Origin of the sequence: Pseudomonas sp. lyk4-R2A-10, assembly GCF_030209075.1 — a bacterium.
GTDB classification, from domain to species: domain Bacteria; phylum Pseudomonadota; class Gammaproteobacteria; order Pseudomonadales; family Pseudomonadaceae; genus Aquipseudomonas; species Aquipseudomonas glycinae.
Window position 1 is genome coordinate 51,479 of the sequence record NZ_JARVSR010000012.1, and the last position, 23,586, is coordinate 75,064.

Here is a 23,586-nt window from a genome sequence, read left to right on the forward strand (position 1 = left end):
GAAACCATTCAAACAATGTCAATGGAAACATCCAAAGACATTCAATTTAAATATTGAACACGGTCGAAATAGAAACTTTCCTTGTCCCCAAAAAAACAGGGTCGCGAACTCCTGTTCGCGCCCTGTTTTATTTAGTACTGCTCCAGCTTCCTGATACGTCGGAGCGAGAGGCTCAGCCCGCTGGCTTGCTACCGTACCAACGTGGCGTGTAGACCCACTTCCCGCCTTCGGCGCGGGGGAACGTGCAGGTGGTGGACGAACCGATCAACACCATAGTGCGCATGTCCACTTGATCCGGGGTCAACGCGCCGAGCGTCGTCACCCGCAACGTCTGCCCCGGCCGGCCGATGTCACGCCCGAGCACCACCGGTGTCTGCGATGTACGGTGTTGCGCAACGATTTCCAGGGCTCGGCCCAACTGCCACGGTCGCGAACGAGAGATCGGGTTGTAGAAGGCCAGCGCCAGATCCGCCTCGGCGGCCAGATCCAGACGCTTTTCGATGATCGACCACGGCTTGAGGTTGTCCGACAGCGACATCACGCAGAAGTCATGGCCCAGCGGTGCACCGGCCTGAGCGGCGGTGGCGAGCGACGCCGAAACACCCGGCAGGATTTCCAGATCGACGCTGTGCCACGCCGGGTCCGTCGACTCGTGCAACGCTTCGAGCACCGCTGCCGCCATGGCGAACACGCCCGGATCGCCCGACGAAACCACAATCACCGAACGTCCCTGAGCGGCCAGTCTGAAGGCGTGACGGGCACGCTGCATTTCTTCGCGATTGTCGGTGCAATGCTGCACCTGATCGTCGCGGAAGGGGCCGGCCATGCGCACGTAGGTTTCGTAACCGAGAACGTCGGTGGCGCGAGCCAGTTCGGCTTTCACCGCAGGCACCATCAGCTCTGCCGCGCCCGGGCCGAGGCCGATGACGGCCAGACGGCCGCGCGGACGACCGATCTGCGAAACATCCAGCGGCTGTTCGGCCACGGCGATGGCAATGTCTCGGGATGTTGTGATGATTCGAGCGCCGGGGACTGCATCGCGAACCAACTCACCGATGTCATTCGCCGGCACGACAAAGCGCAGCGGCACTGCCAGTTCAAGCGCTGCTTCACGCAATGCCGGACTGGCCATCTGAGCATCGGCCGCCACCAGACAGGCCAGCGATTGAATCGCCACACCGGCCTGCTGCAATGCATCGCGAAGGGTGCCCGGCACGTCAGTCACTGACGAACCCACCGCCACCGCCACGCTGCGCGGATAAATCAGTAACTCACTGGTATTCGCCGCGCGAGCGGCGCTACCCACATGAATCGAGCGCTGTGCCTGTGGATCTTCCGGCAGTTGCGCCTGCTCAAGCCACGGCGCAGCGCCGTCGATGCGCACGCTGTGGCCGGCGAGCAGATCGGAGACAAAACGCTTGCCCTGCTCCAGATCGCCAAGGGCATAACCGCCGGGCGGGTTGAGCAGGCAGGTGCCGAAACGCAACTCACCGCTGGTGGTGATCGCCGCTGCCACTTCAAGCGCAGCTGCGATCTCGCGGGCCATGACATTCACCCCGCCCAAGCCGCCGAGCAGCGGCACCACGGCGCTGCCGTCTTCAGCCACGGCGAGCACCGGTGGCTCGACACCTTTCTCCAGCAACAGCGGCGCCAGGGTGCGAATGACAATGCCGGCCGCGCACAGGGCAATGATCGGCGTGTCCTGTTGATACAACTCGCGCAGGGTCGCGCCGAAGTCGCTGTAAGTCAGGTCGGCGCCTTCGACGCGTCCATTGAGGCCGTGAATCTTTGCAGCCGGATAGACCTGCTGAAGGCGACGGGCCGTGGCCAGCGCGCCCTGGCCGAGAATGACGATGGCCGGTGTGGAATGGGTCATCAGCCTTGCCACCGTTCGCCGGGAACAATGATCAGCGAGAAGTACGGCGATGACATCGGCTCGACCTCATCCAGCGACACGATCTTCTGGTTGGCCATGGTCGCGCGCTCGACGTACAGCGCACGTTCGGCCAGACCCAGCTCTGCCAACACGTCGCGCACTTTCGGGAAATTGCGCCCCAGTTTCATGATCACCGCCGCATCGGCATCGGCCAGACGGCGCTTGAGTTCTTCGTGAGGCAGCACGCCGGACAGCACCGACAGGCTCTGATTGCGATACACCAGCGGCGCGCCGAGCACCGACGCGCCGCCGAGCATCGAGCAGACGCCCGGCACCACTTCGGCTTCATAGCGGCCGGCGAGGCGGTCATGCAGGTACATGTAGGAGCCGTAGAAGAACGGATCACCTTCGCAGATCACGGCCACATCGCGACCGGCATCCAGATGCGCGGCCACTTCCTCGGCGGCGTCATCGTAGAAGTCGCTGATCACCTGTTCGTAGGACAGCGGTGCCGGCAGTACTTCGGTGGTCACCGGGTACACCAGCGGCAGCAGATTCTGCGCGTCCTGCAGGTGCGCTTCGATGATGCCGAACGCGTTACCCTTCTTGCCCTTGGCCACAAAGTACGCCACCACCGGCGATTCGCGCAGCAGGCGCAGGGCCTTGACGGTAATCAGTTCCGGATCACCGGGGCCGACGCCCAGGCCAATCAAACGTCCTTGAGCCTGCATCATTCGATCTCCGTGGCGAGGGCATTGACCGCAGCGGCGGCCATGGCGCTGCCGCCGAGGCGGCCCTGCATGATCACGAACGGCACGCCACGGCTGTTGGCGGCCAGCTCGGCCTTGGATTCGGCAGCGCCGACAAAGCCCACCGGGAAGCCGAGGATCAGCGCCGGTTTCGGGGCGCCGGCGTCGAGCATTTCCAGCAGATAGAACAGCGCCGTCGGCGCGTTGCCGATCACCACCACGCTGCCTTCCAGATGCGGACGCCACAGTTCCAGCGCAGCTGCCGAGCGAGTGTTGCCCAGCTCGCGCGCCAGTTCCGGCACACTGTCGTCGCGCAAGGTGCAGATCACTTGGTTGTTGGCCGGCAGGCGCGCGCGGGTCACACCTTCGGAAACCATCCGCGCATCACAGAGGATCGGCGCGCCAGCGGCCAGCGCATCGCGCCCGGCCTTGCCGGCGCCTTCGGAGAACTGCAGCCCGTCGATGGCCTCGACCATGCCGCAGGCGTGAATCACCCGCACCGCGAGTTTTTCCAGGTCGGCCGGGATACGAGCCAGGTTGGCCTCGCTGCGAATGATCGCGAAGGAGTTGCGATAGATCTCCTGACCGTCGCGGATGTAATCAAGCATCAAGGGGGCTCCGTGAGCGGGCGGCGAGCAAGGTCGCGGCCGCTTCGATAGTAAGGTTGTGAGCGTGCAGCGCGCCGAAACCCGGCAGCGCTGCATCGCGAAAATAGAGATCGTAGTGACCGGGGCCGACCGCCAGCAGAGTCACCGCAGCCCGATGTGCGGCGGCGCAGGAACGCGGGCAGCCGGACAGGTGCACATCCACGGCATGTGGCAACAGCGTAGCCAGCAGGCGGGCATCGTGTTTGGTGTCGGCCAGGCCTTTGCCGCAGCCGTTGGCGCCGGTGCAGGCGATCAGGTGCGTTAAAGGCTCTTCGACATGGGTCAGCAGGTTCAGCTTGCCCAATTCGTCGAGCACTTGAACCGCATCGGTTTCCCGCACATTGGGCAGCAACAGACTCTGCCAAGGGGTGAAGCGCAGGCTGCCGTCGCCGAAGGTTATGGCCAGTTGCGCAGCGCCACGCAGCATGTCCGGACCGAGGCGGCCGAGCGGCGGTGCGGCACCGACATAGACCTGACCGGCCGATGGCTGAGGGTGAATGCCGAGGTGCAACCCTTCCGGTCCGGCTGCCCGCTGCCAATCACCAGCGGCTTTCAGGCTGATCCGCTGACCGAGTTTTTCCAGGAACAGCGGCGCCGGGCATTCATCCAGCAGATGGCGCATCCGCGTCTGCTCCGGTCGGGCGAGATCAAGGAACAACTCCAGCACCGCGACCACCAGCGCATGTCCGTCCACAAGCGCCACGGCGGCCAACGGTCGCTCCGTCGGGCAACCCGCCAGGCCAAACGCCAACAGCGTGTTTTCACCGCTTTCGAATGCCGACAACCACAGATCATGGGGATGTTTGAGCATCGCCAGCGCTTCACCGCCATCCAGTTGCACGGCGAACTTGGCGCTCAGCTCGTGGAAGCGCGGATGGCTTTGCAGGGTCTCGAGGATCTGCCCGGCCAATGGACGGGTATCGAAGCGCATCTGTCGGTCAATGCCGGCGGCGGGGCTGAGCATCAGGTTGCGCACGTCGTCGCCGGCGGCGGTTCGCGGCCCGAGACCGGCGGCCAGCAGGCTGTCGATCAGCGCGGCGGACTGGTCGCCGATCCCGCGAATCTGCAGATTGCCCCGGTTTGTCGCCTCGATCGCCCCGCCGGCAAACCGCTCGGCGGCATTGGCCACCGCATCGGCCTGATCGGCCGTGATCGAACCTCCATCGAGCTTGATCCGGCAGATGCCACCATCCAGCGCCTGGACGATACGCAGCAACCCCGGACAGGCCGAGGGGCGTATGGCGTTGGACATCGGACGTTCGTTCAAGGGCTGACAGCTCTGTGGGAAAGGCGCTTCGCGGGCGAAGGCGCGGTATTATGCCTGCTTTGTCCGACGGCATGAAAAGTCTGCCCGTCGGAACGGCGCGTTTGCGGACACTTTTTTGAGGGGCTACAGATGTCACCCTGGCTGACAGTAGTAGGAATCGGTGAAGACGGCTTCAAAGGCCTGGGCAAGAATGCCCGGCGCGCCTTGATGGACGCTTCGCGGATCATCGGCGGTCAGCGTCAGCTGGATCTGTTGCCGGTGTGCATCCGTGGCGAGCGCCAGTTGTGGCCGAGCCCGTTTTCCCTGGCCCCGGTGCTCGAGCGTCGCGGTGAAGCCGTGTGTGTGCTGGCCAGTGGTGATCCGATGTTCTACGGCGTTGGCGCGAGTCTGGCGCGTCAGGTTCCGGAGGCCGAGATGCTGGTCCTGCCGGCCCCGTCGTCCTGCTCGCTGGCGGCGGCCCGACTGGGCTGGCCGTTGCAGGACGTCAGCGTGCTGTCGCTGGTGGCTCGCCCGCTGGCGGCTCTCAATGCACAACTGTTTGGCGGCGTGCGCCTGTTGCTGCTGAGCAATGACGGCCAGAGCCCGGCGGCGGTTGCCACGTTGCTGCGTGAACGCGGATTCGGCGCCAGTCGCCTGAGCGTGCTGGAACATCTGGGCGGCAGCGCCGAACGCCGGATCGACGGCAGCGCCAACGACTGGAACGATCCGCTCATTGCCGACCTCAACGTGATCGCCCTCGAGTGCCTCGCCGATCCGCAGACACCGCGCCTGTCGCGCCTCGCCGGCCTGCCGGACTCGGCCTTCCGGCACGACGGCCAACTGACCAAGCGCGACGTGCGCGCGATCACCCTCGCCCGCCTCGCCCCGACACCGGGCGAATTGCTCTGGGACGTCGGCGCGGGCAGCGGCTCGATCGGCATCGAGTGGATGCGCGCGCACCCGAGCTGTCGCGCACTGGCCATCGAGGCTGACGATGGTCGCCAGCAGCTGATCGAACACAACCGCGATGCGCTGGGTGTGCCCGGCCTGCAACTGATTCGTGGCAGCGCCCCGCAAGCTCTCGCCGGGCTGGAGCGACCGGACGCGATTTTCATCGGCGGCGGCGTGACCCGCGAAGGCGTGCTGGAAACCTGCTGGGCACAACTCAAACCCGGTGGCCGACTGGTCGCCAACGCTGTGACCCTGCAAAGCGAAATGACCTTGATGAGCTGGCGCGAACGCCACGGCGGCGAACTGACCCGCATCCACATCGCCCAGGCACAGCCGCTGGGCGAATTCGACACCTGGCGCCAGGCGTTGCCGATCACCCTGCTCGATCTGGTCAAACCCCTCGATGCGTGACGAAACCGCCGAACAACCCGCGCCCCTGCGCAGCGGCCTGACTACCGGCAGCTGCGCCACGGCCACCAGCCTCGCCGCCGCGCGCCTGTTGCTCGGTGGAGTGGTGGCGGACGCCGTGCAGATCGTCTTGCCCAAGGGCAAGCAGGTGCAGATGCGCCTGGAGTTCTGTCGGCTGACCAAGGACGGCGCCGAGGCTGGAACCATCAAGGATGCCGGTGACGACCCGGACGTGACTCACGGCGCATTGCTCTATTCCCGCGTGCAGCTGATGGCCGAGCCGGGAATCCGCTTCATCGCCGGCAAAGGCGTCGGCACCGTGACCCGTCCGGGTTTGGTGCTGCCCGTCGGCGAACCGGCGATCAACCCGGTGCCGCGCAAGATGATCAGCGATCACCTGACGCTGCTCGCCGAAGAAACCGGCTATCGCGGCGGCTTCGAGGTGACGGTCAACGTCGAGGGCGGCGAAGCCCTGGCGCTGAAGACCATGAACCCACGCCTGGGCATCCTCGGCGGGCTGTCGATCCTCGGTACCAGCGGCATCGTCCGGCCGTTTTCCTGCGCGGCGTACATCGCTTCGATCCACCAAGGCATCGACGTGGCGAAAACCAACGGCTTCCTGCACATCGCCGCCTGCACCGGCAACGCCAGCGAAGACACCATGCGCCGGGTCTACAACCTGCCGGAAATTGCCCTGATCGAAATGGGCGACTTCGTCGGCGCGGTGCTCAAGCACCTGCGCAAAGTACCTGTGGATAAACTCAGCCTGTGCGGCGGCTTCGGCAAAATCAGCAAACTGGCGGCCGGGCACATGGACCTGCATTCGCGTCATTCGAGCATCGACCTGCCGCAACTGGCCGAATGGGCGGCGGCGATTGGCGCCGACGACACCTTGCAACAAGCCATTCGTGGGGCGAACACCAGTCAGCAGGCGTTGGCGATCGCCAGTGCGGCTGGCGTTGCCCTCGGTGATGAGGTCTGTCGCCATGCTCTGGAGTTCGCACGCAGCGTGGTACCGGCGCAGGTCCAGGTCGAAGTGTTTGCGATAGATCGTCAGGGCGGCATCGTCGGCCATGCGGGAGCCTTTGTATGAAGCGAATCTTGTTGCTGGGCGGTGTGACTGAAGCGCTGGCCATCGCGCGCACGTTGGGGCCGGAACACATTTACAGCCTGGCCGGCGTCGGCCGGGTGCCGACCGATCTGACCTGTCAGGTGCGCGTCGGCGGCTACGGTGGCGCCGAAGGTCTGGCGCAGTTCATTCGCGCTAAAGGCATCACGCTTTTACTCGACGCGACCCATCCCTACGCCGCACAGATCAGCCAGAACGCCGCCACCGCCGCGCAACTCACCGGCATCCCCTGCTGGGCCCTGCGCCGCCCGGCCTGGCAACCGCAACCGGGCGATGACTGGCGCGAAGTCGCCGACTGGGCCGAACTGATCACCGCCCTCGAACCCTTCCGCCGCCCCCTGTTCACCCTCGGCCGCGAACCGCTGCAACACCTCGATGAAATCCCCGCGCACCAGTTCTGGACCCTGCGCGCCCTCGACGTCTACCCCGGCAACGAACGCTGCGAAGTCATCGGCGCCCGTGGACCGTTTCTGCTGGAGGACGAGCGAGCGCTGTTCGAACGCCGGCAGATCGACGTGCTGATCAGCAAGAACAGCGGCAGCACCGCAACCGAGCCCAAGCTGGAAGTGGCGCGAGAGCTTGGGGTGCCGGTGATGGTGTTGAAGCGGCCGGAGTTGGCGAGGGTTGATCGGGAGTTTTGGACGGTTGCTGACGCCATCGCTGCCCTCGCGGCCGGAGTCCGACCGTGAAAAACAAAAAGCTCAAGTCCTACTGAGTGCTAGGACACTGCCCACAAGAACTTAAAGAATCGCTGACTATCTGCACGAGCGGCCCAGGCTTACGTTTAGCGTTTCATCGAATTTGTGAGCACGTTCCAATGACCGGAAAATTCACCCGCTTCGACATCAAGGACTTTCTCCACACGCCTGCTGAACTGGTGCACTACGTCAAGGCATGTTCGGAACTGGACTCAGGCGATGGACGATTCAACCGCGTGGCGCTCCGAGACTATAAGCAGACCATCCGATTGAGAATTCAATCTGATCCGGATTTCGCACAGGCATTGCGAATCGAAGCCGCTACACTCTTTCATAACGGCGAGACGGAACTGGCAAGCATGCTACTCGCACAATTGCATGTAGCGCTGCGACACCAAACCGCACGACGCTTTTTTACTTATCGGCCCTGATCAGGCTAAATAGCCGCGCCTGATCGCCCACCCTACGGATCTGTCCCATGAACCGACACCGGCTCGCATTTGCCTGGATCGCCTGCTTCGCAGTGCTGTTCAACATGCTCGCCATGCCGTTGACGGGAGCGATGGCGCAGGCGGCGCAGACGCCGGCCGAGCAGTTGCTGTGGAGCAGTTTCTGCACCGGCAGCGGGACGAAGATGGTGGCGATCGACATCGGCAGCCTCGATCAGAAAGCGCCGCAGAGTGGTGACCATCATTCGACCATGCAGCATTGCTGGTGCTGTTCCGGATCGGCGCCGGTGGTGGCGTTGCCGGGGCATTCGCCGCAGCTGTATTTCGCCCGATACGAAAGCAACCGCAGCGTGGCGCCCGCCTTGCTGCAAACCCCGACACCGCGCCAGCAATGGCCGAGCCTCAATCCCCGCGCCTCTCCTCTGGTTTGATTTGTTCCCGCATTTGACCTGCGTTTCAAATCGTTCTGGAGAACTGCCATGTTGAACAAACTCATCGTCATCGCTGCGCTGTTGCTGCCTGCGTGCTTCGCCCATGCCCACGAATACAAGGCCGGCGAGCTGGAAATCGCCCACCCGTGGTCGCAGGAACTGCCGCCGAATGCGCCGACGGTTGCCGCGTATTTCATCATTCACAACGCCGGCAAGACGGCTGACCGCCTGCTCAGCGTCGATTCGCCGATCGCCCCGACGGCCGAACTGCACGAGCACGTGATGCAGGGTGATCTGATGAAGATGCAACAGGTGTCGAACGTGGCCATCCCGGCCGGTGGAAACGTGACCTTCGCGCCGATGGCCTATCACGTGATGCTGATGAATCCGACCGACCGCAGTCTGCTGACCGACGGCAAGCGCTTTCCCCTGACGATGCACTTTGAAAAGGCCGGTGACGTGACCGTCGAAGTCGCCGTGCAGAAGAAGCCGCCGGAAGCCACGCAAGCCCACGCGCACGCCCAGTAACCGTTCCGGCAGACCCCGCCCATGCGCCCCCTGAGCGCCAGGCCCTCCCTGCAACGCCGTCAGACTGAACACCTGACCCGCGGCAGCTGGATCGCCCTGTTCGCCATGTTGATGATCTTCATCGGCCCGCTGATTTCCCAGTCGATGCCGATGGATCAGCACGCCTCGACCTCCATGCCGATGAGCATGGACATGTCGATGGACATGCCGGGCATGGATCATTCCGGGCACGGTGCACAGCCCTCCGCGGAACACTGTCCGCCGCAATCCGCACACCACGTGCTGTGGGAAAAGTGCGGCTATTGCAGCCTGCTGTTCAACTGCCCGGCGCTGACCGGCGGTGGCAGCTTCGCCACTTTCAGCATTCCACTGGTCAACACCTTCACCCCACCCTCCCCGCGCCTGGGCCATGCCCGGCAGACTTTCTTCCCCGGCGCCCGCACCCGCGCCCCGCCCATCGCAGCGTAAACACCCACCTCTGATTGCACACGGTTGAGAAGACAGCCTCAGGCTGCCGGCCGTGTCGTTTACGACTGTTCGATGGAAATTGTCATGTCCAGGTTTTCTGCTGTCCCACGCCCGGGTTCTGCCCCGGCGTCCTTTGCCCTGAACGAATCCCGCGTTCGCTTCAGACACGCTACCGCCGTCCTTTGCGGCGTCCTGCTGTCCCCGCTGGTCCACGCCGACGAACACGCCGGCCATGCTGACGAACTGAGCCCGACGGTGATTACCGCCATCGCTCCGAGCTCGCCGCTGACCATCGTCACCAACCCGAAAGACCCGCGCCAACCGGTGCCCGCCAGCGACGGCGGCGACTACCTGAAGACCATTCCAGGCTTCGCCCTGGTGCGCAACGGCGGCACCAACGGTGATCCGGTGCTGCGCGGGATGTTCGGTTCGCGCCTGAACATCCTCACCAACGGCAGCATGATGCTCGGCGCCTGCCCCGGCCGGATGGACGCGCCGACCTCGTACATCTCGCCCGAAACCTACGACAAACTCACCGTGATCAAAGGCCCGCAAACCGTGCTCTACGGACCGGGCGCGTCGGCCGGCACGATCCTGTTCGACCGCGAGCCAGAAAGCTTCGGCGAACTCGGCACCCGGGTGAACGCCAGCGTGCTGGCCGGCTCCCACGGGCGCTTCGACAAGGTCGTTGATGCGGCGGCCGGCGGCTCGCTGGGCTATGTGCGGGTGATCGGCAACACCGCGCATTCCGACGACTACCGCGACGGCAACAACGACATCGTTGCCTCGCGCTATGACAAGTGGAACGGCGACGTGGCGCTGGGCTGGACCCCGGATGCCGACACCCTGATCGAACTCACTGCCGGCAAGGGCGACGGCGAAGCGCGCTACGCCGGACGCGGCATGGACGGCTCGCAATTCCTGCGCGAAAGCCTCGGCCTGCGCGTCGAGAAATCCAACATCACCGATGTGCTGGAGAAGCTCGAAGCGCAGGTCTACTACAACTACGCCGACCACGTGATGGATAACTACACCCTGCGCACGCCGTCCGGCACCGGGATGATGGCAGGTCCCATGGCGTCCAACGTCGACCGCCGCACCCTCGGCGCCCGGATCAAGGCCACCTGGCGCTGGGCCGATATCCAGCTGATCACCGGCCTCGATGCGCAGACCAACGAACACCGGCAGCGCAGCGGCATGGGCATCGATACCTACAAGGATCAGCCGTACACCAAGGACGCCGACTTCCATAACTACGGTGTGTTCAGCGAAATGACCTGGTACGCCGCCGACCGCGACCGGCTGATCACCGGCGCCCGGGTCGACCGCGCCTTGGCCAAGGATTATCGGCAGAGCACCGGCTCGGGAATGATGTCCCGGCCGAATCCGACTGCCGGCGATACCCGTGCCGACACCCTGCCGAGCGGCTTCATCCGTTACGAGCATGACCTCGCCGACAGCCCGACCACGCTCTACGCCGGCCTCGGCCACGCGCAACGTTTTCCGGATTACTGGGAGCTGTTTTCGCCCAAGTCCGGCCCGGCGGGTTCGGTCAATGCGTTCGATTCGATCAAACCGGAGAAGACCACTCAGCTGGACTTCGGCGTGAACTACAAGGACGCCAATCTCGAAGCCTGGGCCTCGGGCTACATCGGCGTGGTGCGCGACTACATCCTGTTCGATTACACCCCGACGATGATGGGCATGAGCACTTCCCGCGCCGAGAACATCGACGCGCGGATCATGGGCGGTGAACTCGGTGCCGCCTACAAACTCACCGACAACTGGAAAGCCGATGCGACCTTGGCCTACGCCTGGGGCAAAAACAGCAGCGACGGAAAGGCACTGCCGCAGATGCCGCCGCTGGATGCCCGCTTCGGCCTGACCTACAGCGAAGACAACTGGAGCGCCGGCGCACTGTGGAGGGTGGTTGCCGCGCAAAACCGTATCGACCAGAACAAGGGCAACGTGGTCGGCAAGGATTACGACAAGAGTTCGGGCTTCGGCGTGTTCTCGCTCAACGGCGCCTACCGGATCAACAAACACTGGAAGGTCAGTACCGGCGTCGACAACCTGTTCGGCAAGGCTTACGCCGAACACCTGAACCTGGCGGGCAACGCCGGGTTCGGCTACCCGGCCAACGACCCGCAAGCGATCAATGAACCGGGGCGCACGCTCTGGACCAAGGTGGACATGAGTTTCTAACCCTGAAGGGCGCTCGCTCCCTTCAGGGAGCGGGCGGCAACAGACAACGAGAAGATCCAAGCCAAGCGGAGCACACGTGATGAAACAGCCCAAACCGAATTTCTACAACCTGGCCTGGCGTTGGCATTTTTATGCCGGATTGTTCGTCGCCCCATTCATGGTGATGCTGGCCCTGACCGGCATCATTTACCTGTTCAAGCCGCAGCTCGATTCGCTGATGTACAGCAGCCTGCTGAACGTCCCCGCCGGGCATCACACGGTGCCGGCCGATGACTTGCTGCAAAAGGTCAAAAGCGCTTATCCACAGGGCCAGGTCACCCAGTACCTGCCGCCGGTGAATGCCGAGCGCAGCGCGCAGTTTGTCGTGGCCAATGCCGGCCATGAGCTGAACGTGTTCGTCGATCCGTACCACGGCGACATCCTTGGCGAGCAGGATGCCAGGCAGAACCTGCAAGCCATCGCCCGGGCGATTCACGGCGAGTTGATGATCGGCACCGTCGGTGACCGACTGATCGAAATGGCCGCCGGCTGGGGCGTGGTGCTGGTGGTGTCCGGGGTTTTCCTGTGGTGGCCGCGAGGTCAGGCAGCGGGGATTCTGTGGCCACGCCTGAGCAGTCGCGGCCGCGTGCTGTGGCGTGACCTGCATGCCGTTACCGGATTCTGGGGCGCCGCGTTGCTGCTGGTGATGCTGCTCAGCGGCATGACCTGGACCGGTTTCTGGGGCAAGCAGTACGCGCAGGTGTGGAACGTGTTCCCGGCGGCGATGTGGGACAACGTGCCGACTTCCGATGTCGAGGCCGGCAGCCTCAATAACGCCGCGCGCCAGACCGTGCCGTGGGCGATGGAAAACACCCCGATGCCGATGTCCGGCGACCACGCCGAACACATGGCCCACGGCGGTATGCAACACGGCCCCGCTGCACCGACCATCCGCCTGCAGGACGTGCAAAACATCGCCGTTGAGCGCAAGGTCGAGCCGGGCTACAGCATCACAATGCCGACCACCGCCGCCGGCGTGTTCACCATCGCCGTGTTCGCCGACGACCCACGCAACGACGCGACCCTGCACATCGATCAGTACACCGGCAAGGTTCTCGCCGATGTGCGCTTCGAGCAGTACGGCGCGGTTGCCCGGGCCACCGAGATCGGCGTGATGCTCCACGAAGGCAAGATGTTCGGCACTTTCAACCAGATCATCGTGCTGCTGATCTGCCTGATGATTTTGCTCAGCGCCGTCAGCGGCGTGGTGATCTGGTGGAAGCGTCGACCACAGGGCAAGTTCGGCGTGCCGCCGCTGCGCCACGATCTGCCGAAGTGGAAAACCGGGGTGGCGATCATGCTGGTTCTGGCGGTGGTGTTTCCGCTGGTGGGGGCTTCGCTGGTGGTGGTGTGGTTGCTGGATCGGCTGCTGTTGTCGCGTCTGGCCCGGCAAACTGAATCTGCCTCAACTTCATCGTGAATCTCGCGAGATGCGCGATCCAGACAGATCTTTAAACTGCCGGGGCTTAATCTCCGGCAATTTTTAGTGTTACTGTATAACGCAAATTTGCTGCTCTGCCCGCAGCCATGCACTGTCATGAGGCTGCGGGCTTTTCTTTTGAAGAAGTGATTCACCGTCCCGATGAACAAGTACCTCTTGTCCAGCCTCTGTCTGTTCGCCCTGAACCACAGCGCCCACGCCGACAACGCCCCGCTGACGCTGCCCACCGGCACCATCACCGCCCTGGCCAATGACGACCAGACCGTCAGCCTGAGCACGCCAACCAGCGCCGGCTCGCGTCTGAACCTCAGCGCCATGGAAACCCCGGCCAGTGTCGAAAGCCTGAGCGGCGAACAAGTCCGCGCCCGTGGCGACCGCAGCGTGCAGGACGCGGTGTCGCGCAGCACCGGCATCAGCAGCACCGGCACGCCGGGCGATGGCGGCACCTCGTTGCAGGCCCGGGGTTTTACCGGGCAGAGCTCGGTGATGCAGTTGTATGACGGCAACCGCCTGTACACCGGCATGGGCACCGTGACGTTCCCGGTCGACACCTGGTCGGTAGAACGCGTCGATGTCCTGCGCGGCCCGGCCTCGGTGCTGTACGGCGAAGGCGCGACCGGCGCGGTGGTCAACGTGATCCCGAAAAAGCCGTTCGAAGGCGAAATCGAAAACCACGTGCGCGTCGGTTACGGCTCGTTCGACCGCCAGCAGCAGGCGTTCGACAGCGGCGGCTCGCTGACCGACACCCTGAGCTATCGCCTCAACCTCAATCGCCTGCGCAGCAACGGCTGGGTCGATCGCGGTGATTCGTCCAGCGACTTCATCAGCGCCGCCCTGCGCTGGCAGGCCACCGACGATCTGAGTTTCACCCTCGCTCACGATTACGGCGATCAGCGCCCGCAGAACTACTTCGGTACGCCACTGATCAACGGCCAGTTGAAGGACAGCCTGCGCAACAAGAACTACAACGTGCGCGACGACAAACAGCACTACAACGATCAATGGACGCGCCTGACCAGCGACTGGCAGATCAACGATGCAGTCAGCGCCAACAACGAGCTGTACTACCTCAAGGCCCAGCGCCGCTGGCAGAACGCCGAGAACTACAACTTCGACGTTGAAAGTCAGCAGCTCAGCCGCAGCGGCTACTTCGGTATCGGCCACCAACAGGAACAGGTCGGCGACCGCCAGACCTTCACCTTCAAGCACTCGCTGTTCGGCCTCGACAGCCAGACCGTGACCGGCGTTGATTACAACCGCATCCGCTTCCAGCTCGACAGCAACTCGCCGTTCAACGACGTATTGCCGAACGGCCAGCCGCTGGATCGCTATCACCCGCAGACCGGCTATTTCGAGAGCGCCGATCCGTATCGCGATCAGTTCGACAGCACCACCAAACAGATGTCGGTGTTCGCCGAAAACCGCACGCAACTGAGCGAACGCTGGTCGCTGGTGACCGGTGTGCGCCGCGACTACGTACACGTGGATCGCAACAACCTGGTCGACGGCAGCCAGAGCGACAAGACCCTGACCGGCAACAACTGGAAGGCCGGTCTGGTGTTCGCGCTGACCCAGGACACCTCGTTCTACGGCCAGGTCGCCACCAGCACCGATGGCATCGGCGGTTTGATTTCCCTGAGCCCGAGCCAGCAGCAATATGACCTGTCGACCGCGCGGCAAACCGAGATCGGCCTGAAGCAGTTGTTCTGGGATCAGCGTGGTGAGTTCACCCTGGCGGCGTATCGCATCGTGAAGAAGAAGCTGCTGACTGACGACCCGGGCAACCCGACGCTCAAGCAGCAGGTCGGCCAGCAATCGTCGAACGGTGTGGAGGCCAGCCTCGACCTGCAACTGCAGAACGCCTGGCAACTGCAAGCCAACGCTGCAATCGTGAAGGCCAAGTACGACGATTTCGAAGAAGTGGTCGGTGGCGTGCCCGTGTCGCGCAACGGCAATCGCCCGGTGGACGTGCCACGCCGCACTGCCAATCTGTGGCTGAGCAAGGCGCTGACCGATGACCTGAAAGCCGGTGCCGGCGTGCGTTATGTCGATGCGCGCTACGCCGACATGGCCAACCGCAACGAGCTGCCGAGCTACACCGTGGTCGATGCAACGCTGTCGTGGAAAGCCCTGCGCAACACCACGCTGGGCTTGCAGGTGAACAATCTGTTTGACCGGACGTACGCGCAAAGCCAATACAATGAGGGCCAGCAGTGGATTCTGGGTGAGCCTCGTTCGTTCTTTGTCACCGCTGACTACACCTTCTAGAACAGGAACGAAATGAGCTCACTGTCCCTCACCGATCTCGCCTGGACACCTCTGGGCCACGGCCATTGCCATCACCAGTTCCAGCTGCGTGACGCCTCGTTGCAAGTGGCCGCCGGTGAGTTCGTCGGGCTGATCGGGCCCAACGGCAGCGGCAAGACCAGCCTGTTGCGCTGCGCCTATCGCTTCAGTCAGCCGGAACACGGTGAGGTCAGGCTCGATCACCACAACGTGTGGAAACAATCCTCGCGCTGGTGCGCGCAACGCATCGCTGTGGTGCTGCAGGAGTTCCCCGACGCCTTCGGCCTGACCGTCGAAGAAGTGGTCGCCATGGGCCGCACGCCGCACAAAGGCCTGTTCGATGGCGACACGCTGGAAGACCGCAATCTCGCTACCCAGGCCCTCAAATCCGTGGGCCTCGACGGCTTCGAAGACCACGCGTTCGCCACGCTGTCCGGTGGAGAAAAACAGCGAGTGATCCTCGCCCGCGCCCTGACCCAGCAACCGCAACTGCTGATCCTCGACGAGCCGACCAACCACCTCGACCCGCGCTATCAGCTGGAGCTGCTGCAACTGGTCAAGCGCTTGCAGATCGGCACGTTGGCGAGCATCCACGACCTGAACCTGGCTGCCGCGTTCTGCGACCGTTTGTATGTGATCAACCACGGCCGGATCGTCGCCAGCGGCACGCCGCAGGAAGTGCTCACCGTAGAACTGCTGCGCGACGTGTTCGGCGTCGAAGCATTGATCGATTCCCACCCCCTCCACGGCTACCCGCGAATCACCTGGATAACCCGACCATGACTGTGCGCTCCCTGCTTTGCCTCGCCCTGTTGCTGGGCACCACCCAAGCCTTTGCCGAGGCCACGAAGTACCCGCTGACGATCCACAGCTGCAATCGCGAAGTGACCTTCAAGCAAGCGCCGAAACACGCGGTCAGTCACGACATCAACATGACCCAGATGATGCTCGTCCTCGGCCTCAAATCGAAGATGGCCGGCTACAGCGGCGTCAGTGGCTGGAAATCGGTGACGCCTGAAATGCAGTCGCTGCTCGACGGTTTGCCGGAACTGGCGGCCAAGTACCCGTCGGTAGAAACCCTGCTCAACGCCAACGTCGATTTCTTCTTCGCCGGCTGGGATTACGGCATGCGCGTCGGTGGCGATCTCACCCCGCAGACCCTGCAACCGCTGGGCATCAACGTCTATGAGCTGACCGAGTCCTGCGCCTTCGTGATGAAACGCCCGGCCGCCACGCTGGACGACACTTACAACGACCTGCGCAACCTCGGAAAGATTTTCGACGTGCAGGACCGTGCCAACGCATTGATCGCAGACATGCAAAGTCAGGTCGCGGAAATTCGCAAAGACCTGCCTGCCGAAAAACCACGGGTATTCCTGTACGACAGCGGCGAAGACCGCGCCATGACCTCCGGCCGCCTCGGCATGCCGCAAGCGCTGATCGACGCCGCCGGCGGGCGCAACGTTCTCGATGACGTCGAAGCGAGCTGGACCCGGGTCAATTGGGAAACCGTGGTCGAGCGCAATCCGCAGGTGATCGTGATCGTCGACTACAGCGAAATCACCGCCGAGCAGAAGATTGAATTCCTGCTGAAGAACAAGGCGCTGCAATCGGTGGACGCGATCAAGAACCAGCGCTTCATCGTCATCCCTTACGTGCAGGCCACGCCGGGGATCGACAACGTGCTGGCGGTTGAAACCCTGGCCAAAGGTTTCCACGGCGAATGATCGATCGTCGCTATGCGCTGCTGCTGATCGCCCTCGGTGCCGTGCTGCTGGTGTCGTGCGTGGTGTCGCTGGGCTTCGGCCCGGCGCGGGTGCCGGTGGACGTTGTGTGGCGGATTCTGCTGCACAAACTGTTCGGCCTCGGCGTGCCGGACTGGAGCGCCGGCCAGGAACACATCGTCTGGCTGATCCGTGTGCCGCGCATGCTGCTCGGTGCATTGGTGGGCGCCGGGCTGGCGTTGATCGGCGCGGTGCTGCAAGCAGTCACGCGTAATCCGCTGGCCGATCCGCACCTGCTCGGCGTCACTTCCGGCGCAACCCTCGGCGCGGTGATCGTGGTACTGCACGTCGGTGAAATCGTCGGCCTGCTGACCTTGCCGATTGCCGCGTTCATCGGCGCGTTGTTGAGCATGTTTCTGGTGCTGGGCATCGCCAACCGTCAGGGCCGGCTGGACAGTGATCGTCTGCTGCTGTGTGGCGTGGCGGTGTCGTTCGTAATGATGGCGATCGCCAATCTGCTGCTGTTCATGGGCGATCACCGGGCCAGTTCGGCGGTGATGTTCTGGATGCTCGGTGGCCTCGGACTGGCCCGCTGGGAATTGTTGGCGGTGCCGGCGTTGAGCGTCCTGCTCGGATTGATTCTGCTGATCGGCATGGCCCGTCCGCTGAACGCCTTGATGGCCGGCGAACAGACCGCCGTCACCCTTGGCCTGAATGCCCGGGCGGTGCGTCTGCGGGTGTTCGTGATTGCTTCGTTGATGACCGGAGTGCTGGTGTCGATCAGCGGCTCCATCGGCTTTGTCGGGCTGATGGTGCCGCACATTGCCCGGCGCCTGATCGGTGCCGAGCATCGGCGTCTGCTGCCGGTGTGCGTGTTGCTCGGCAGCGTTTTCCTCGTCTGGGTCGACGTCGCGGCGCGGACGCTGATCGCCCCCGAAGACCTGCCCATCGGCGTCGCTACCGCAGCCCTTGGCGGCCTGTTCTTCATCGGCCTGATGCGCCGCCGCTGAATCCTCCGGGTGCGCCCCAACCTGGCGCACCCCGTTGCACCTTTGCATGCAACACGTCCCCTCATGGTGCGCCGCCTCCGCGCGCGACCGCTCTAAACCGACATTTCCCTGCTCAAACCCGACCGGGCACAGCCCTTGCAAAACAGCCTTCAGTCGTTCGCATCTGCCAACCATAAAAAACTTTAACGTTCATGGAGATCGCACAATGAAGCGTCGCAGTTTGATCAAGGCTTTCACACTCACGGCATCCATTGCCGCGATGGGCATGACCTGGACCGTACAGGCCGCCGAGACCATCAAGGTCGGGATTCTGCATTCGTTGTCCGGCACCATGGCGATCTCCGAAACGTCGCTCAAGGACATGGCGTTGATGACCATCGACGAGATCAACGCCAAGGGCGGGGTGAACGGCAAGATGCTGGAACCGGTGGTGGTCGACCCGGCGTCGAACTGGCCGCTGTTCGCGGAAAAGGGCCGCCAGTTGCTGACTCAGGACAAGGTCGCGGTGGTGTTCGGCTGCTGGACCTCGGTATCGCGCAAATCGGTGCTGCCGGTGTTCGAAGAACTCAACGGCCTGCTGTTCTACCCGGTGCAATACGAAGGCGAAGAGATGTCGCCGAACGTGTTCTACACCGGCGCCGCGCCGAACCAGCAAGCGATCCCTGCGGTTGAGTACCTGATGAGCGAAGAAGGCGGCAGCGCCAAGCGCTACTTCCTGCTCGGCACCGACTACGTCTACCCGCGCACCACCAACAAGATTCTGCGTTCGTTCCTGCATTCCAAAGGCGTCGCGGACAAAGACATCGAAGAGGTCTACACCCCGTTCGGCCACAGCGACTATCAAACCATCGTCGCCAACATCAAAAAATTCTCGGCCGGCGGCAAGACCGCGGTGATCTCCACCGTCAACGGCGACTCCAACGTGCCGTTCTACAAAGAGCTGGCCAACCAGGGCCTGAAAGCCACCGACGTACCGGTGGTGGCGTTCTCGGTGGGCGAAGAAGAACTGCGCGGCATCGACACCAAGCCGCTGGTGGGCAACCTCGCGGCATGGAACTACTTCGAGTCGGTGGAGAACCCGGTGAACAAGAAGTTCGTCGATGACTGGAAAGCCTACGCGAAGAAACACAACCTGCCGGGCGCCGACAAGGCCGTGACCAACGACCCGATGGAGGCCACTTACGTCGGCATTCACATGTGGGCGCAGGCGGCGGAGAAAGCCAAATCCACCGACGTCGACAAGGTCCGCGAAGCCCTCGGCGGCCAGACCTTCGCCGCGCCGTCCGGTTACACCCTGACCATGGACAAGACCAATCACCACCTGCACAAACCGGTGATGATCGGCGAGATCCAGAGCGACGGTCAGTTCAACGTGGTGTGGCAGACCGAGGGGCCGATTCGGGCGCAACCGTGGAGTCCGTTCATTCCGGGTAATGACAAGAAGCCGGAGTATGCGGTGAAGAGCAACTGAGGCGGATTCAGACCTTGAGGCGGACTTGAGACCTTCCCCCCTCACCCCAGCCCTCTCCCTCAGGGAGAGGGGGAAAGGGAGCAGATCTCCATCGTTTTCAAAGCCTGAGTTCGACTCTGTTTTTTCAGGTCGATGCTTGATGAACAGACAACTCGGTCAGTCCCCTCTCCCTCCGGGAGAGGGCTAGGGTGAGGGCTGGATTTCGCAGTCGGACACCGCTCCATCGGCCACCGCAACACAGGAAGCACCACCCATGCCCACTGCCTTTTACCGCGTTATCCTGGCCATCTTGCTCCTGCTGCCCATGATGACCCACGCCAGCGACGCCGAAGACTTCGTCGCCGCCAACCCCACGCAACAGGCCAAACTGCTGGAAGCCTGGGCCGCGCAGCCCGATCCGGCGCGTGTCGAACTGATCAACGCCCTGCAACAAGGCGAACTGACCGTCGACGGCCAACCCAAGACCCTGCGCCTGAACAACCGCCTGCGGGGTCTGATCGACACCGCGCTGGCCAGCCACCAATTGCTCGCCGCCGACGCCAAAACCCGTCTGACCGCCGCGCAGCAATTGCAGAAAGGCGCCAAACCGGCGCAGCTGAAATTCCTCGACCGGCAACTGGCTGGCGAACAAGACGAAAGCGTCCACGCCGCCCTGAGCCTGGCGCTGGCCAATCTGCAACTGGTCGACACTGACCCGGCAGTACGCCTCGCGGCCGTGCGTCTGCTCGGTGAAACCGGCGACCCGCTGGCCCGTACCCGCCTCGAAGGCCTGCTCGAACCCGGTGTCGAAACCGATACCAACGTGCGCACCGCCGCCGAAACCAGCCTCGCCCAGGTCAAGCGCAAACTGCTGATCGGCGAACTGCTCGGTCAGGCGTTCAGCGGCATGTCCCTCGGTTCGATTCTGCTGCTCGCGGCACTCGGCCTGGCGATCACTTTCGGCCTGCTCGGCGTGATCAACATGGCCCACGGCGAGATGCTGATGCTCGGCGCCTACTCGACCTACGTCGTGCAGTTGATGTTCCAGCGCTACGCCCCGCAAGCCATCGAGTTCTATCCGCTGATCGCCCTGCCGGTGGCGTTCTTCGTCACCGCCGCCATCGGCATGGCCCTGGAGCGCACGGTGATTCGTCACCTCTACGGCCGCCCACTGGAAACCCTGCTCGCCACCTGGGGCATCAGCCTGATGCTGATTCAACTGGTGCGTCTGGTGTTCGGTGCGCAGAACGTTGAAGTGGCGAACCCGGCGTGGCTGTCCGGCGGGATTCAGGTGTTGCCGAATCTGGTGCTGCCGTACAACCGCATCGTGATCATCGCGTTTGCGCTGTTTGTGGTGGTGCTGACCTGGCTGCTGCTGAACAAGACCCGCCTCGGTCTGAACGTGCGCGCCGTCACCCAGAACCGCAACATGGCCGCCTGCTGCGGCGTGCCCACCGGGCGCGTCGACATGCTCGCCTTCGGCCTCGGTTCGGGCATCGCCGGGCTCGGTGGCGTGGCCCTGAGCCAGATCGGCAACGTCGGCCCGGACCTCGGCCAGAGCTACATCATCGACTCGTTCCTGGTGGTGGTGCTCGGCGGCGTCGGCCAACTGGCCGGCAGTGTGTTCGCCGCGTTCGGCCTGGGCATCGCCAACAAGATTCTCGAACCGCAGATCGGTGCGGTGCTCGGCAAGATCCTGATCCTCGCGCTGATCATTCTGTTCATCCAGAAACGTCCGCAAGGCCTCTTCGCACTGAAAGGACGGGTGATCGACTGATGAACCAGCCTCTACTAGTCACGGCCACACAAAAGGCCGGCCCGAAAGTCACCCTCGCCATCGGCGCGGTGGTGCTCGCCTTGCTGATCGCCCTGCCGCTGCTGTCGCTGTTGCCGGCGGACAGCTCGCTGCATGTTTCGGCTTACACCCTGACGCTGGTCGGCAAGATTCTCTGCTACGCCATCGTTGCCCTGGCGCTGGATCTGGTCTGGGGTTACGCCGGTCTCTTGTCGCTGGGCCACGGTCTGTTCTTCGCCCTCGGCGGTTATGCGATGGGCATGTACCTGATGCGTCAGGCCGCCGGTGATGGCTTGCCGGCGTTCATGACCTTTCTGTCTTGGACGGAATTGCCGTGGTACTGGAGCGGCACCGGCAACTTCCTCTGGGCGATGTGCCTGGTGGTGTTGGCCCCGGGGTTGCTGGCACTGGTGTTCGGTTTCTTCGCCTTCCGTTCGCGGATCAAGGGCGTGTATTTCTCGATCATGACCCAGGCCCTGACCTTCGCCGGGATGCTGCTGTTTTTCCGCAACGAGACCGGCTTCGGCGGCAACAACGGCTTCACCAATTTCCGCACGATCCTCGGATTCGGCATCACCGAACCCGGCACTCGCGCGGTGCTGTTTCTGGCAACGGTGTTGCTGCTGGTGGCGAGCCTGTTCATCGGCTGGCGTCTGGCCCGCAGCAAGTTCGGCCGGGTGCTGACCGCGCTGCGTGACGCGGAAAACCGCCTGATGTTCTGCGGCTACGACCCACGTGGTTTCAAGCTGTTCGTCTGGGTGTTGAGCGCGGTGTTGTGTGGTCTGGCCGGTGCGTTGTATGTGCCGCAGGTGGGGATCATCAACCCGAGTGAAATGTCGCCGACCAACTCGATCGAAGCCGCCGTGTGGGTGGCCCTTGGCGGGCGCGGCACGCTGATCGGCCCGCTGCTCGGCGCCGGCGTGGTCAACGGCATGAAGAGCTGGTTCACCGTGGCGTTCCCCGAATACTGGCTGTTCTTCCTCGGCGCGCTGTTCATCGTCGTGACGTTGTACCTGCCCAAGGGCGTGATCGGTCTGCTGAAGAAACGAGGTGAATCATGAGAGTCACGGCGAGCGCTGAATTCATGCTGGAACCGGCGTTTTTCCCGGTGGAACCGAACAAGGACGAAGGCACCAGCCGCGACTCGATCGGCCTCGGGCAACGCGTCGGTCCGGGCCTCGACACCCGCCACGGCACAATCCTGACCCTGGAAGACATCAGCGTCAGCTTCGACGGCTTCCGGGCGCTGAACAATCTGAACCTGTACATCGGCGTCGGCGAACTGCGCTGCATCATCGGCCCCAACGGCGCGGGCAAGACCACGCTGATGGACGTCATCACCGGCAAGACCCGGCCGAGCCACGGCAAGGCGTGGTTCGGTGAAACCCTCGACCTGACGCAGATGAGCGAAGTGCAGATCGCCCAGGCCGGCATCGGTCGCAAGTTCCAGAAACCGACGGTGTTCGAAGCGCTGAGCGTGTTCGAGAACCTGGAGCTGGCGCAGAAAACCGACAAGTCGGTGTGGGCCAGCCTGCGGGCGAAGTTGAGCGGCGAGCAGAAAGACCGGATCAGCGAAGTGCTCGACACGATTCGCCTGACCACCTCGGTCAATCGCCCGGCCGGGCTGCTGTCCCACGGACAGAAACAGTTTCTGGAAATCGGCATGTTGCTGATGCAGGACCCGCAATTGCTGCTGCTCGATGAACCGGTGGCGGGCATGACCGACGCCGAAACCGAGTTCACCGCCGAGCTGTTCAAGTCGCTCGCGGGCAAGCATTCGCTGATGGTGGTGGAACACGACATGGGCTTCGTCGGCTCGATTGCCGACCACGTCACGGTGTTGCATCAGGGTAGCGTGCTGGCCGAGGGGTCGCTGGAACAGGTGCAGGACAACGAGCGCGTGATCGAGGTTTACCTCGGTCGCTGAAGAGGAATCGGATCGTTCCCACGCTCTGCGTGGGAATGCCGCCATGGACGCTCCGCGTCCGCCGTTATGTGACGCGGAGCGTCACGGGATTCATTCCCACGCAGAGCGTGGGAACGATCACCGGGGAGA

21 protein-coding genes are annotated in these 23,586 nt (G+C 63.5%); 17 read left to right on the forward strand and 4 right to left on the reverse strand.

The window, feature by feature from the left end:
- Nucleotides 1-172 precede the first annotated feature (172 nt).
- The 4 genes from cobJ to cobG are packed head-to-tail and all read right to left on the reverse strand — an operon-like array spanning nucleotide 173 to nucleotide 4,524.
- Nucleotides 173-1,876: a precorrin-3B C(17)-methyltransferase gene (cobJ, locus tag QRN46_RS21195; RefSeq protein ID WP_201817297.1), complete on the reverse strand. Its 1,704-nt coding sequence runs from the start codon at nucleotides 1,874-1,876 to the stop codon at nucleotides 173-175.
- Nucleotides 1,876-2,610 (reverse strand): precorrin-2 C(20)-methyltransferase, encoded by a 735-nt coding sequence (locus tag QRN46_RS21200; protein WP_011332254.1) that lies wholly within the window; start codon nucleotides 2,608-2,610, stop codon nucleotides 1,876-1,878. Before QRN46_RS21200 ends, cobJ begins: the two co-directional genes overlap by 1 nt.
- On the reverse strand, nucleotides 2,607-3,233 hold the full coding sequence (locus tag QRN46_RS21205) for a precorrin-8X methylmutase (protein WP_011332253.1): 627 nt from the start codon (nucleotides 3,231-3,233) through the stop codon (nucleotides 2,607-2,609). Before QRN46_RS21205 ends, QRN46_RS21200 begins: the two co-directional genes overlap by 4 nt.
- Complete coding sequence (gene cobG, locus QRN46_RS21210; protein ID WP_011332252.1) at nucleotides 3,226-4,524, reverse strand: precorrin-3B synthase; 1,299 nt, start codon at nucleotides 4,522-4,524, stop codon at nucleotides 3,226-3,228. The genes QRN46_RS21205 and cobG overlap by 8 nt, the downstream gene beginning before the upstream one ends.
- Before the next feature lie 144 nt (nucleotides 4,525-4,668).
- Between cobG and QRN46_RS21215 the strand changes: the two genes are divergently transcribed.
- The 17 genes from QRN46_RS21215 (at nucleotide 4,669) to urtD (ending at nucleotide 23,457) form a co-directional block, all read left to right on the forward strand.
- Nucleotides 4,669-5,880, forward strand: coding sequence for a bifunctional cobalt-precorrin-7 (C(5))-methyltransferase/cobalt-precorrin-6B (C(15))-methyltransferase (locus QRN46_RS21215; protein ID WP_011332251.1), 1,212 nt, complete (start codon nucleotides 4,669-4,671; stop codon nucleotides 5,878-5,880).
- The gene (locus QRN46_RS21220) at nucleotides 5,873-6,970 is read left to right on the forward strand and encodes a cobalt-precorrin-5B (C(1))-methyltransferase (RefSeq protein WP_011332250.1); all 1,098 of its coding nucleotides are present in this window, start codon (nucleotides 5,873-5,875) and stop codon (nucleotides 6,968-6,970) included. Before QRN46_RS21215 ends, QRN46_RS21220 begins: the two co-directional genes overlap by 8 nt.
- The gene (locus QRN46_RS21225) at nucleotides 6,967-7,695 is read left to right on the forward strand and encodes a cobalt-precorrin-6A reductase (protein ID WP_011332249.1); all 729 of its coding nucleotides are present in this window, start codon (nucleotides 6,967-6,969) and stop codon (nucleotides 7,693-7,695) included. The genes QRN46_RS21220 and QRN46_RS21225 overlap by 4 nt, the downstream gene beginning before the upstream one ends.
- Nucleotides 7,696-7,823: 128 nt before the next feature.
- On the forward strand, nucleotides 7,824-8,135 hold the full coding sequence (locus QRN46_RS21230) for a hypothetical protein (RefSeq protein WP_039772019.1): 312 nt from the start codon (nucleotides 7,824-7,826) through the stop codon (nucleotides 8,133-8,135).
- 47 nt (nucleotides 8,136-8,182) lie between these two features.
- Nucleotides 8,183-8,584, forward strand: a complete 402-nt coding sequence (locus QRN46_RS21235; protein ID WP_007951042.1) for a DUF2946 domain-containing protein — start codon at nucleotides 8,183-8,185, stop codon at nucleotides 8,582-8,584.
- 48 nt (nucleotides 8,585-8,632) lie between these two features.
- Nucleotides 8,633-9,112: a copper chaperone PCu(A)C gene (locus QRN46_RS21240; RefSeq protein WP_103386781.1), complete on the forward strand. Its 480-nt coding sequence runs from the start codon at nucleotides 8,633-8,635 to the stop codon at nucleotides 9,110-9,112.
- Nucleotides 9,113-9,133: 21 nt separating this feature from the next.
- Nucleotides 9,134-9,580, forward strand: a complete 447-nt coding sequence (locus QRN46_RS21245; protein ID WP_201817294.1) for a DUF2946 domain-containing protein — start codon at nucleotides 9,134-9,136, stop codon at nucleotides 9,578-9,580.
- 84 nt (nucleotides 9,581-9,664) lie between these two features.
- On the forward strand, nucleotides 9,665-11,785 hold the full coding sequence (locus tag QRN46_RS21250) for a TonB-dependent copper receptor (protein WP_285357056.1): 2,121 nt from the start codon (nucleotides 9,665-9,667) through the stop codon (nucleotides 11,783-11,785).
- A gap of 79 nt (nucleotides 11,786-11,864) precedes the next feature.
- Nucleotides 11,865-13,244 (forward strand): PepSY-associated TM helix domain-containing protein, encoded by a 1,380-nt coding sequence (locus tag QRN46_RS21255; protein ID WP_201817285.1) that lies wholly within the window; start codon nucleotides 11,865-11,867, stop codon nucleotides 13,242-13,244.
- Between the two features lie 162 nt (nucleotides 13,245-13,406).
- Nucleotides 13,407-15,533: a TonB-dependent receptor gene (locus QRN46_RS21260; protein WP_285357060.1), complete on the forward strand. Its 2,127-nt coding sequence runs from the start codon at nucleotides 13,407-13,409 to the stop codon at nucleotides 15,531-15,533.
- A 12-nt stretch (nucleotides 15,534-15,545) separates the two neighbouring features.
- Nucleotides 15,546-16,334 carry an ABC transporter ATP-binding protein gene (locus QRN46_RS21265; RefSeq protein ID WP_011332242.1) on the forward strand — a complete coding sequence of 263 codons (789 nt, stop codon included), beginning with the start codon at nucleotides 15,546-15,548 and terminating at the stop codon, nucleotides 16,332-16,334.
- A complete protein-coding gene (locus QRN46_RS21270) occupies nucleotides 16,331-17,278 on the forward strand; it encodes an ABC transporter substrate-binding protein (protein ID WP_011332241.1) in 948 nt (315 codons plus the stop codon). Before QRN46_RS21265 ends, QRN46_RS21270 begins: the two co-directional genes overlap by 4 nt.
- Nucleotides 17,275-18,285 carry a FecCD family ABC transporter permease gene (locus tag QRN46_RS21275; protein WP_129973478.1) on the forward strand — a complete coding sequence of 337 codons (1,011 nt, stop codon included), beginning with the start codon at nucleotides 17,275-17,277 and terminating at the stop codon, nucleotides 18,283-18,285. Before QRN46_RS21270 ends, QRN46_RS21275 begins: the two co-directional genes overlap by 4 nt.
- A gap of 205 nt (nucleotides 18,286-18,490) precedes the next feature.
- Nucleotides 18,491-19,756 carry an urea ABC transporter substrate-binding protein gene (gene urtA / locus QRN46_RS21280; RefSeq protein WP_011332239.1) on the forward strand — a complete coding sequence of 422 codons (1,266 nt, stop codon included), beginning with the start codon at nucleotides 18,491-18,493 and terminating at the stop codon, nucleotides 19,754-19,756.
- 253 nt (nucleotides 19,757-20,009) lie between these two features.
- Nucleotides 20,010-21,512: an urea ABC transporter permease subunit UrtB gene (gene urtB, locus QRN46_RS21285; RefSeq protein WP_285357067.1), complete on the forward strand. Its 1,503-nt coding sequence runs from the start codon at nucleotides 20,010-20,012 to the stop codon at nucleotides 21,510-21,512.
- The gene (gene urtC / locus QRN46_RS21290) at nucleotides 21,512-22,591 is read left to right on the forward strand and encodes an urea ABC transporter permease subunit UrtC (RefSeq protein WP_221615472.1); all 1,080 of its coding nucleotides are present in this window, start codon (nucleotides 21,512-21,514) and stop codon (nucleotides 22,589-22,591) included. The genes urtB and urtC overlap by 1 nt, the downstream gene beginning before the upstream one ends.
- Complete coding sequence (gene urtD / locus QRN46_RS21295) at nucleotides 22,588-23,457, forward strand: urea ABC transporter ATP-binding protein UrtD (protein ID WP_007950599.1); 870 nt, start codon at nucleotides 22,588-22,590, stop codon at nucleotides 23,455-23,457. The genes urtC and urtD overlap by 4 nt, the downstream gene beginning before the upstream one ends.
- Nucleotides 23,458-23,586: the final 129 nt, after the last annotated feature.

Excerpts from the sequence above, each read along its gene's own strand:
- QRN46_RS21275 (WP_129973478.1), top strand. The coding sequence starts at position 17,275 with ATGATCGATCGTCGCTATGCGCTGCTGCTGATCGCCCTCGGTGCCGTG.
- QRN46_RS21240 (WP_103386781.1), top strand. The coding sequence starts at position 8,633 with ATGTTGAACAAACTCATCGTCATCGCTGCGCTGTTGCTGCCTGCGTGC.
- QRN46_RS21200 (WP_011332254.1), bottom strand. The coding sequence starts at position 2,610 with ATGATGCAGGCTCAAGGACGTTTGATTGGCCTGGGCGTCGGCCCCGGT.
- cobJ (WP_201817297.1), bottom strand. The coding sequence starts at position 1,876 with ATGACCCATTCCACACCGGCCATCGTCATTCTCGGCCAGGGCGCGCTG.
- urtD (WP_007950599.1), top strand. The coding sequence starts at position 22,588 with ATGAGAGTCACGGCGAGCGCTGAATTCATGCTGGAACCGGCGTTTTTC.
- QRN46_RS21225 (WP_011332249.1), top strand. The coding sequence starts at position 6,967 with ATGAAGCGAATCTTGTTGCTGGGCGGTGTGACTGAAGCGCTGGCCATC.
- urtC (WP_221615472.1), top strand. The coding sequence starts at position 21,512 with ATGAACCAGCCTCTACTAGTCACGGCCACACAAAAGGCCGGCCCGAAA.
- urtB (WP_285357067.1), top strand. The coding sequence starts at position 20,010 with ATGCCCACTGCCTTTTACCGCGTTATCCTGGCCATCTTGCTCCTGCTG.
- QRN46_RS21235 (WP_007951042.1), top strand. The coding sequence starts at position 8,183 with ATGAACCGACACCGGCTCGCATTTGCCTGGATCGCCTGCTTCGCAGTG.
- cobG (WP_011332252.1), bottom strand. The coding sequence starts at position 4,524 with ATGTCCAACGCCATACGCCCCTCGGCCTGTCCGGGGTTGCTGCGTATC.
- QRN46_RS21250 (WP_285357056.1), top strand. The coding sequence starts at position 9,665 with ATGTCCAGGTTTTCTGCTGTCCCACGCCCGGGTTCTGCCCCGGCGTCC.
- urtA (WP_011332239.1), top strand. The coding sequence starts at position 18,491 with ATGAAGCGTCGCAGTTTGATCAAGGCTTTCACACTCACGGCATCCATT.
- QRN46_RS21260 (WP_285357060.1), top strand. The coding sequence starts at position 13,407 with ATGAACAAGTACCTCTTGTCCAGCCTCTGTCTGTTCGCCCTGAACCAC.
- QRN46_RS21215 (WP_011332251.1), top strand. The coding sequence starts at position 4,669 with ATGTCACCCTGGCTGACAGTAGTAGGAATCGGTGAAGACGGCTTCAAA.
- QRN46_RS21220 (WP_011332250.1), top strand. The coding sequence starts at position 5,873 with ATGCGTGACGAAACCGCCGAACAACCCGCGCCCCTGCGCAGCGGCCTG.
- QRN46_RS21245 (WP_201817294.1), top strand. The coding sequence starts at position 9,134 with ATGCGCCCCCTGAGCGCCAGGCCCTCCCTGCAACGCCGTCAGACTGAA.
- QRN46_RS21265 (WP_011332242.1), top strand. The coding sequence starts at position 15,546 with ATGAGCTCACTGTCCCTCACCGATCTCGCCTGGACACCTCTGGGCCAC.
- QRN46_RS21270 (WP_011332241.1), top strand. The coding sequence starts at position 16,331 with ATGACTGTGCGCTCCCTGCTTTGCCTCGCCCTGTTGCTGGGCACCACC.
- QRN46_RS21205 (WP_011332253.1), bottom strand. The coding sequence starts at position 3,233 with ATGCTTGATTACATCCGCGACGGTCAGGAGATCTATCGCAACTCCTTC.
- QRN46_RS21230 (WP_039772019.1), top strand. The coding sequence starts at position 7,824 with ATGACCGGAAAATTCACCCGCTTCGACATCAAGGACTTTCTCCACACG.
- QRN46_RS21255 (WP_201817285.1), top strand. The coding sequence starts at position 11,865 with ATGAAACAGCCCAAACCGAATTTCTACAACCTGGCCTGGCGTTGGCAT.